This window comes from Paracoccus sp. L-17, from assembly GCF_056857655.1.
Map to the genome: position 1 here is coordinate 1 of NZ_JBSXNM010000009.1, position 10,153 is coordinate 10,153.

The window sequence follows — 10,153 nt, forward strand, 5'->3', positions numbered from 1 at the left end:
GCCGGACCCGTTCATCGCGGTGAAGATGGGCGCGGCCAGCACGCCTGCCTATCGCGGAACGGCTTACGTGGTCTTTGAGGAACTGGCGCTCTTGACCTATGGAAACCGCCTGCCGCAACTCTCCTTCGAGGTCTTCCGGCCCCTCGCGGATCCCGACACCGCCGAGGGGCTGACCCGCGCCGTCACCATGATCCCCGCCTCGGGCGAGTTCACCTACGCGACGCAGGCGATCCGCAAGACCGATGGCGGCGCGACGGTGCCCGAGAACCTGAACGCGCTGGCCGACTCCACCGACATGGTGGAGGCGCTGGACCGGCTGCAGGCGATGGCGCCTGCGGTCGAGAGCGTCAGCCTCGTAGTGGCGTGGTTCGGCGACGATCTGCGCGCGGGCTCCTGCAAGGTGCGGCCGGGCGTCGAGGTGTCGGCCAAGTCGACGACGCCCGCCAGCTGGTCGGTCAATGGCGTCAGCCGCGCCAGCGCCTTCCTCGTCAGCCGCGACGATCAGGATCGGCCCGTCTATGGCGGCACTCCGTCCGACTTCGCCGTCGTCCAGGCGATCCAGGAGATGAAGGCGCGCGGACTGCGGGTCACATTCTATCCGTTCATCCTGATGGACGTGCCGCCCGGCAACACGCTACCGAACCCGTATTCCGACAACGCCGCCGCGACGGGGCAGCCTGCGTTCCCCTGGCGCGGTCGTATCACCTGTTCGCCAGCCGCTGGTTTCGCCGGGACCGTCGACAAGACCGCTACGGCCGCAAGTCAGGTCGCGGCGCTGTTCGGCGCAGCCACGCCCGGGAGCTTCAGCGTCTCCGGCCAGTCGGTTTCGTGGACCGGCGCGCCCGGCGACTGGGGTCTTCGCCGCATGGTGCTGCACTACGCCCATCTTTGCGCGGCGGCGGGCGGGGTCGATGCCTTCTTGATCGGCACCGAGATGCCGGGGCTGACGACGATCCGCTCGGGCGCCAGCAGCTATCCGGCGGTGCAGGCCTATCGGGACCTGCTCGCGGATGTGCGGTCGATCCTCGGGTCCGGGACCAGGATCGGCTATGCCGCCGACTGGTCGGAATACTTCGGGCACCAGCCGGGCGACGGCTCGGGGGACGTGTTCTTCCACCTCGATCCGCTCTGGGCCGATCCCGAGATCGATTTCGTCGGCATCGACAACTACATGCCACTCTCCGACTGGCGCGACGGCTTCGAGCATCTCGACGCGGCCGAGGGCTGGCCCGCGATCTACGACCGGGCCTATCTGCAGGGGAACATCGCGGGCGGCGAAGGCTTCGACTGGTTCTATGCCAGCGCGGCTGACCGATCCGCACAGGTCCGGACCGCGATCACAGACGGCGCGGCCGCCAAGCCGTGGGTCTTCCGCTACAAGGATCTGCGTGCCTGGTGGTCGAATGCGCATTACAACCGCCCGGGCGGGGTTGAGAGCGGGACACCGACCGCTTGGGTGCCGCAGTCGAAGCCGATCTGGTTCACCGAACTCGGCTGTCCGGCCATCGACCGTGGCACCAACCAGCCGAACGTCTTCTTCGACCCGAAGTCGTCCGAGAGCTTCACGCCGCATTTCTCGCGGGGCTGGCGCGATGACGCGATCCAGCGCGCCTATCTCGAGGCGACGTACCTCTGGTGGGGCGAGGCCGCCAACAACCCGATCTCCTTGGTCTACGGCGGCCGGATGGTGCATGTGACCGAATGCGCCGCCTGGACCTGGGACGCGCGACCGTATCCGTTCTTTCCGGCGCTGACCGATGTCTGGACGGACGGGGCGAACTGGCGGCTCGGGCACTGGCTGACGGGACGGCTCGGGGCGGTGTCCCTGGCCGCACTCGTCCGGCACCTCTGCCGGCGCGCCGGTTTGCCCGAGGATCGCATCGACGTCACCGGGCTCTGGGGGGCAGTCGAAGGATACGCCATCACCGCGCTGGAGAGCCCGCGCGCCTCGATCACCACGCTCTCACGCCACTTCGGCTTCGACGCCGTCGAGACCGAGGGCGTGATCCGCTTCGTGATGCGCGGCCGGGCCTCCGTCGCGACCCTCGCGCCCGACGATCTTGTGGCCGCCCGCGAAGGCGACGTGCTGGAGCTCACGCGCGGCCAGGAGACCGAGCTGCCGCAGGCGCTGAAATGGCAGGTCGCGCGCGCCGACGAGGATTACGACGCGGCCCTCGTCGAGGCCCGGCGCATCACCGTGGACACGACGCGGATCGCGTCCGAGTCCTTCCCGATGGCGGTGCCGCCCGAGGAGGCCGAGCGGCGCTGCCGCCGCGCGCTGATGGAGGCGTGGGTGGGGCGCGAGACGGCGGCGTTCCGTCTGCCGCCCTCGCGTCTCGCGCTCGATCCGGCCGACGCGATCCGGCTGGAGCATGACGGGCGGCTGGTCGACCTGCGGCTCGTCTCCATCGCCGACGCGGAGGCGCGCGGGATCGAGGCGGTGCGCCAGGACCGCGCGACCTACGACCTGCCGCCCGGCGATCCCCGCGCGGCGTCGCTGACGCGCGCAGTGGTGTTCGGCGCGCCGGATGCGGTGCTGATGGACCTGCCGCAGCTGACCGAGGACCAGCCCGCGCATCGGCCGATGGTCGCCGCGCACGCGGTTCCCTGGCCGGGCGAGATGGCGGTGTTCCGCAGCCCCTCGACCGATGGCTTCGAGCTGCTGACCACGTTCGGCAGCCGCGCCCGGATCGGGACACTGGTCTCGGATTTCTATGCCGGGCCCATTTCGCGCTTCGACCTCGGCAATGCGCTTGTGGTCGATCTGCTCACCGGCACGCTGGAGAGCGTCACCGATCTGACCCTCTTCGGCGGGGCGAACGCGCTCGCCATCGAGAGCGCGCCTGGGGTCTGGGAGATCGTGCAGGCGGGCGCGGCGGAACTGCTGGCGCCCGGCCGGTATCGCCTGACCCGGCTCCTGCGCGGCCAGCGCGGCACCGAGAGCGCGATGGGTAACCCGACGCCCGCTGGCGCGCGGGTGGTAGTGCTGGACGCCGCGCTGGCGTTCCTGCCGATCGCCGAGGCCGATCTCGGCATCCCGTGGAACTGGCGCATCGGCCCGGCGAGTCGTCCGGTCAGCGACGAGACCTACGTTGCGAAGGCCTTCACACCTGAAGGCGTCGGGCTGCGGCCGTTTTCGGTCATTCATCTGGAGCAGCCATGGCGAAAGCCCCGCTCGCCCGGCGACCTGACGATCCGCTGGACGCGGCGATCCCGCGCGCTCGCGGCCGACAGCTGGGGCGGGCTTGAGGTGCCGCTGGCCGAGGAACTGGAAGCCTACGAGGTGGAGATCCTCGACGGCCTTGCTGTGAAGCGGGTGCTGAGCACGGCGACCACCAGCGCCGTCTACACCGCCGCCCAGCAGACCGCCGACTGGGGCGCGCCGCTGGGCCCCGGCGACACACTCGACATCCGCATCTTCCAGCTCTCCGCCCTCGTCGGGCGGGGCGCGCCGAAAACCGTCACGCTCTTGTTCTGAAGGCCATCCCATGTCCGACGCCACGACCCATCTCCTGCTGCCCTACATCCTGGCGGCGCAGGCCCAGAAGCATGTCACCCACAACGAGGCGCTGCGGATCCTCGACGGGCTCGTCCAGCTCTCCGTGCTCGACCGGGACCTGACCGCGCCGCCTGGTTCGCCCGCCGACGGCGACCGCTACATCGTCGGCTCCGGCGCGACGGACGACTGGGCGGGGTGGGACCTGAACGTCGCGCTCTGGACCGATGGCGCCTGGCTGCGCCTGCCGCCGCGGACCGGCTGGCGGGTGTGGGTGGAGGACGAGGGCCTGCTGCTCGTCTACGATGGCGCGAGCTGGATCGGGACCACACCAGTAGCGCTTCAGAACATGGCGCTGCTGGGTGTCGGCACGACGGCGGATGCGTCGAACCCGTTCTCGGCCAAGCTGAACGCGGCACTCTGGACCGCGAAGACCGTCGCCGAGGGTGGCACCGGCGATCTGTTCTACACCATGAACAAGGAGGCCGCTGGCGACGATCTCGGGCTGACCCTGCAGACCGGTTTCGTGACCAAGGCGCTGGTTGGGCTCTTCGGGTCGGACCGCTTCCGCCTCGCGGTCTCCGCCGACGGCAGTACCTTCTTCGATGGCCTCAGCGTGGACAACGCCACCGGCGTCGTCGACCAGCCCCGGCTGCCGCGGTTCAAGGCGTACACCAACTACGACAACTATGTCGGCGTCGCGACCTGGACGAAGATCGGCCTGAACAACACCGACTACAACGATCAGGGCGCCTTCGACGCCGCGAACAACCATTTCGTGGCCCCGGTGGACGGCACCTACCTCTTCGGCGCGACGCTGCTCTACAAGATCAACGCCAGCGCCACGGCCCGCATGCGCGGGCGGCTCGTGGTGAACGGCACGACGGAAATCCGTGGCTCCCTCGGCGAAATTTCCGCCACTCATGTCTCGCTGGCTACCGCGATCTGGCTGCAGTCCATGGTGCCGCTGACCGCGGGCGATACCGTCGAGCTGCAGGGTTATTTCCGGGTCGCGGACGGCTACTTCGCCGCCGATCACACGTCCTTCTGGGGCTGCAAGATCGGCTGAGCGGCGGAAGGAGGATCCCGATGACACCACCCCGATCCGAGGGCTTCGTGCGCATGCCCGACGCCGAGTTCGAGGCGATCCTAACGCGGGCGGCGGAGGAAGGCGCGAAGCGCGCGCTGGCCGATGTCGGGCTCGACGGCGACGAGGCCGCGCTCGACATCCGCGATCTGCGCTCCCTGGTGGACTGCATCCGGCTGGTGCGCCGCACCGCCATGCAGACCGCCGTCCGCATGATCACCACCGGCGTCATGCTGGCGCTGCTCGCGGGCATCGCCATCAAGCTCAAGATCTTCGGCGGCGGTCCGTAGCCGCGCCCGATCCCCATTCATCAGCCCGCAATGACCCGCCCTCGAAGCGGGTTTTTCGTTTTGGAGGACCCACATGACCACCACCTTCCACCGCCATTGGCGCGACGCGCCCGAGGGCACCTGGCGCTGGCCCAACTTCTCGCCCGCCGAGATCGCCTGCCGGGGCACCGGCAAGCTGCTGATCAACGAACCGGCGCTCGACAAGCTGCAGGCGCTGCGCGACCGGCTGAAAAAGCCGCTGATCGTGCGTTCCGCCTATCGCAGCCCAGAGCACAACCGCGCCGTCGGCGGCGCGACCCGCTCCAAGCACCTCGATGGCGCCGCCTTCGACATCGCCATGGCGAACCACGACCCTGCGGCATTCGAGGCGGCGGCACGGGAGGTCGGGTTCCTCGGCTTCGGCTTCTACCCGCGATCCGGGTTCATCCATGTCGATCTCGGGCCCGCACGGCAGTGGGGCGAGCGGTTCCCGGTCCGGGCAGCTGCATTTGCGGCCGAGACGCCGCCCGCGCGCGAGGTGCTGGCTGACAGCCGCACGATGAAAGGCGGTGGCGCGGCAGGCGTGGCGACGCTGGGTGCAGCCGGGGTGGAGGTGGCCCAGCAGGTGCTGGCGGAGACGCAAAGCGCCGTCCTGCCGCTGGTCTCGTATCTCGATACCCTGCGCTGGGTGTTCATCGCAGTCGCCCTCTGCGGTATCGCGGTCACGATCTACGCCCGCCTCGATGACTGGCGCCGGGGGCGGCGGTGACTGCCGCCAAACTTACGGGATGCCAAAAACCACCGCATCGCTTAGTTGTGGCTGACCTGCTCCTCTTGGCGTGCTGATGATCGTCAGCCGACCACGGCTCTCTGGGTCTCGTGAAGCACTCGTCAGAGAGGATGGCCAGCAGAGCGCTGGCAATAGCGCGATCAGAGGTGGCATCCCCACTCCTCCTAGGCGCGGTTCGACACGAGGAAGATCAGCTTCGTCGCCGTGTGCTCGGTCGAGGGCAGACAGCCTTGGGAACGCGGGATTTCCCAAGGAGCAGGCCACAGCCAGTGCGCCGCCGTGCACGGCGCGGCCGTAGTTCTTTGAGGCATCGCCGGTCGTTGGAGGTTAAGCTCAGCTACGCCTCGATCCCGCACTCAAGAGCCAGGCATTTAGATATCCATTGGTCAAAACTGCTCCCGGATGCTGCGGAGCGTACTAGATCCGGCACATCGACATACCTGTCCCTGTCATGGACCGCATCGTCATAGGAAAAAACCGCTGAAACTAGAAGATGAACTCGGTCAAACTTACAAGGATCGCTGAGATCTACACCGCGCGGCCAGAAGCTTGGACGGAATATGCGACTTGTGTCGTTGATATCCACAGCGCTGTCGAGATCAACTAGCTTTAGTTCGGCCGACTGTGCATTTGACACAACAAAGTTCCCTAGCTTCGCATCGATTAAAACGAAGCCCATTTGATGCACTCGCTCCAGTATCCTTATAGCAGCCTCGATGTGACCTACGGAAAGTTTTCCGTCACGCTTTAGAAGGTACAGGTCCGGCCCCGCCAAACTTTCGAGGATTAGCACATTTCGCGTCTGGAACTCCTGATACCCGTGCAGGTGCGGGAGCAAATCGGAACCAGCCCTACTATGTAGTTCGCATAACACCTCCCACTCGGCCTGCAGTAGGCGAAAACCGTCTCTGCCGTCCTCCATCATCTGACCGTTTCGATAGCCCACCTTAAGGACAACTTCAGTAAGAGAATGTTGAGAAATGTCGAGCGCGCGGAACACGCCACCCTTACCTGAATGTTTCAACGCTTGGAAAACTGGGAAGCGGACCAGGAATTGGTCAAAATCACGGTCTACTTGCGGGGGGTCAGCGTAGATGAGCAGGACGTCCTCGATCTCGTCAGGCACTGCGGAGGCAATATCGCTGCGATTATCTGCTCGAATTGATTCCGCGATCTCGAGGTTGTCAGATGCATAGGCGCCGTATCGGTAATATACTGGTATGCTGCCCCCTAAGCATCGTGCGTAAGGGACCTGCGGGCACTTATACGCATACGGAAGAAGACAGTTCTTCAATTCTTCAATCAAATGCCGGCCGATTTGGTGCTCCTCAATATATAGAACAATGCACTTCCCAATCTGACTAAAGCCGCATCTCCCCGAATTGAGAGCTTCCACCTCGGCTGTGGAACGGGCGTGTTTAAACGAGATCCGCATTTTTTCTAGCAGCGGCAACACATCCGCCAGTATCGCCTGAAAGTTTAGGATCGTTGTGGATATGTACAGCTTCCAGCCCTGTCGGGCAGAAACAGGCGGACCGCCGTAAATCCAAAAGTCTTCTGCATCGGCTACTCCGAGCTCGGGGAGAGCGCTTCTGACAGCGCACTCACCGCAAGGTCCAGAAGCCGCATGCATGCTGCCGCCAGAGATCAAAACTCGTTCACTCGCGAGGTGGACCCGCTGGGGTTAGAACCGTAGTCACCGTGACCGTTCCTATCCCTGCGGTGGTCTGTTCGTCGGGAACGATTCCGCGGAGCTTCTCATCGCTGGTCGCGAAGTCGACCAAGATCTCTGCCCGTTCCTCGTCGGATGAAGCCTGCTCAATGCGGCCTCTCAACTGCTTGTATTTGTCGGGATCGCGTCTTAGTTCCTGTACCACATCGTCTAAAGTCTTTCGAACATCAGGCGTAGGCATGTCTTTCCTCCAAGTTTCTGCTGGTTGAAACTTCTGCAGATTTTCGCACGGCCAATCCGACTACGTAACCGCTGATCTTGATCAGCAGACCCGCCTCAAGCCACTCCTGCACAGCCTTCCTCACTATTCTCGAGCCGCCCATGCGATGGTGCGCTTCCGGATACTGCTGCGCGAAGCGCTCTTCCAAAGTGACATCTGGTTGCATCTCGTCCAGAAAATCAAACAGAAGGGCCTCCTCAGCTTGGACCTCGATATATTCTGGCTGGAGAGTAGAGCGCCAATCCTTTATCCGAATGCTTCCGTCAGATGTGACCTGGTAAGAAAGCTCAGCTCCTCTCTCTCTGGCGGTCCACCACTCTATGACGGCTGAACGGAGTGCCTCGCGTGCGCACGCTAGGCGGGGGTCCGGGGCATCTCTCAGCGAGTAGCCGTACCGATAGACAAGTCCGTCAAGCAGCGCTTGCGAGATGGGAAAGACCGTTCTGTAGAGAGGATGGGCTCCATGTAGGACGATCCCAAAATCCTCCGGGTGCTCGAAGTATGGACTAAACCGATGAACTTCGAAGTCGCCTAAGCCGGCTGGCGGTTGCAGATGGACCAGCTTGGGTAGAATAGATGCCATCTCGAAATACGCGTCAGCCGGTTCATTCGGAAAGCCGTGTATAAAATTCCAGCTCGCTTGGATGCCTAGCTCCTGCGACCACTTGAGAATCTGAATGTTTCGAGCGGCCGTAACACCTTTCTTCATTATCTTAAGGACGCGGTCGTCGAGACTCTCTATCCCGGGCTGGATCCAGCGCACACCACTTCGGGCGAGCTGCTCTACCTCGGATCGCCGCATGTTGGACTTAATCTCATAGAAAATCGTCCAATCTCGCCCTTCCGAATCAATCCTAGGGAGGAGTGAAGTGAAGAAGTCCCTCGGCATAATCAAGTCGGTCGAGAAAAACCGATCACACCCGTACCGTGTTGCGTAATGCGCCAGCTCTTCCGCAACGCCCTCCGCTCCGCGGCTCCTATATCCAATAATCTCATTCAGCCCGCAGAACGTACATTGCACCTTTTCTCCATACCAGCAACCTCGACTCGTCTCGAACGGAATCCATGGCCGAAACCACTTGTCTGCACCGTTTGATTTGATGCGCTCAAAGTAACTGTCGAAGTTAAGCGGCCCTCGTCGGCGACGCAGGTTGTGGAGCCCGGCGCGAGAGTTTGTGGTTACATTCTCACCGGATCGCCACGTGAGTCCGGGGATGGCCGCGACACTAGTTTTCCCGCGAAGTGCCTCGACGATTCGAGGCACAGTCACTTCGGCTTCCGCATGAACGACGAAGTCGACCTCTGGACAGGCGAGCGCAAGTGCCACACCCATTTCTCCAGCGCAACTTGTTCCGCCAAAGATAATCCGGATTGCCGGAAACTCTTTCTTGATCCTTTGTGCTAGACACATGGATGCGGCGGATTGGGTCGCCGTCAGAGTGAACGCTACTACGCCGTACGCGCCCCAATCAACTGAGTTAAAACAGTCGTTTAGGAAGTTCTCAGCAACGGGGCTTATAAACCGAAAAATATCATCTTCCATTTCCTTCGATGCGAGCCCCAAATGCGGCCTGTCAGACCACTGCTGGCTATGATTCTCGAAGTAAAATTGGGAGAATACCAGTTCTCCCGCGAAGCCGGAGTCGTTGGCGAGAGCCTTGTACAAGTTCGGTCCAACGCGATCGAGGAGGTCGGTGTAAAATTCGTAAGTATCGGCCTCGACCTCAGCCTCATCCAACAGGTCTTTCACAATCGCCAGCTGAATAGACGGCAAATATGGCCAGAACCACGGCATGCTGACGAGCGCCCATCGATTGAGGTGTTGATTCACGCTCGTGCTCCTCGCGGCTCAAGTCGAGCATCAATCTCCCTGAGAGCAGCTTCGCAAAGCCGAAGGCGAAGGCGCCCTTTCTTCGGCTCATCTAGGCCGTCAACGTACTTGCTGAAAGCAACTAGCAGGGAGGCCGCCTCGTCCGTGATCTCACCCCGACCGGACAGCGGGACATTGTCGTCAAAGCAAGCTTCCTTTGACACGCGCCCTTCGATTAGAGCCAGCATTAGAGCTATCAGTGGCAAACGGGTCATGAGGGCATACCAGCCGATGATTGCCGAAAAAAAACGTCTACAGCGACCACACTGTACTAGCTTTCAATTCGGTCCAGGGTGGCAGAGAATCACTGCGGCGTCTACAGAAAGGTAGCCCGTGGGTCCCGGCGTAGTCCGCTGAAGCGTGCCTGCTTGACCGACAGCCGCCTAGGATACGTTGGTAATCTGCAGAAGGAAGCGGCGAGCTATCGACAGCATGACCTGCGCTTCTTTCTGGCGCGGCGGAAGCCGAGCGTCGCCAATCGCCAAGTTTGGTAGGAGACGCGGCGCACGGCCACGCGAACTGGCTGTGCAAGGACCGGGAGAGGCGAGCTGAACCGCACCGGGTTTGCCGGAGGCTCCAACTCATGAGCAGGATGGAGCATCATGACAAAGACAACAAACAAGTATTCACCGGAAGTGCGCGAACGCGCTGTGCGGATGGTTTTGGATGGCGCAAGGCAGCATGAAAGC

7 protein-coding genes are annotated in these 10,153 nt (G+C 63.1%); 4 read left to right on the forward strand and 3 right to left on the reverse strand.

Features of this window, described 5'->3' with window-relative positions:
• The 4 genes from AC13CR_RS00210 to AC13CR_RS00225 all read left to right on the forward strand — a co-directional run.
• Positions 1-3,478: baseplate multidomain protein megatron (locus AC13CR_RS00210; RefSeq protein ID WP_482900374.1), on the forward strand; the 3,478-nt coding region annotated here is incomplete at its 5' end.
• Positions 3,479-3,488: 10 nt separating this feature from the next.
• Positions 3,489-4,565, forward strand: a complete 1,077-nt coding sequence (locus AC13CR_RS00215; RefSeq protein ID WP_482900375.1) for a DUF2793 domain-containing protein — start codon at positions 3,489-3,491, stop codon at positions 4,563-4,565.
• A gap of 20 nt (positions 4,566-4,585) precedes the next feature.
• Entirely contained in the window at positions 4,586-4,873 is a 288-nt protein-coding gene (locus AC13CR_RS00220) for a DUF6127 family protein (protein WP_023851444.1), read from the forward strand.
• Positions 4,874-4,946: 73 nt separating this feature from the next.
• Positions 4,947-5,621: a YcbK family protein gene (locus AC13CR_RS00225; protein WP_482900376.1), complete on the forward strand. Its 675-nt coding sequence runs from the start codon at positions 4,947-4,949 to the stop codon at positions 5,619-5,621.
• Positions 5,622-5,979: 358 nt separating this feature from the next.
• Here AC13CR_RS00225 and AC13CR_RS00230 read toward each other — a convergent pair whose 3' ends face one another.
• The 3 genes from AC13CR_RS00230 to AC13CR_RS00240 form a co-directional block, all read right to left on the reverse strand.
• Complete coding sequence (locus AC13CR_RS00230; protein WP_482900377.1) at positions 5,980-7,275, reverse strand: class III lanthionine synthetase LanKC N-terminal domain-containing protein; 1,296 nt, start codon at positions 7,273-7,275, stop codon at positions 5,980-5,982.
• 266 nt (positions 7,276-7,541) lie between these two features.
• Positions 7,542-9,344: a RiPP maturation radical SAM C-methyltransferase gene (locus tag AC13CR_RS00235; protein ID WP_482900378.1), complete on the reverse strand. Its 1,803-nt coding sequence runs from the start codon at positions 9,342-9,344 to the stop codon at positions 7,542-7,544.
• Positions 9,325-9,516, reverse strand: coding sequence for a hypothetical protein (locus AC13CR_RS00240; protein ID WP_482900379.1), 192 nt, complete (start codon positions 9,514-9,516; stop codon positions 9,325-9,327). Before AC13CR_RS00240 ends, AC13CR_RS00235 begins: the two co-directional genes overlap by 20 nt.
• Positions 9,517-10,153: the final 637 nt, after the last annotated feature.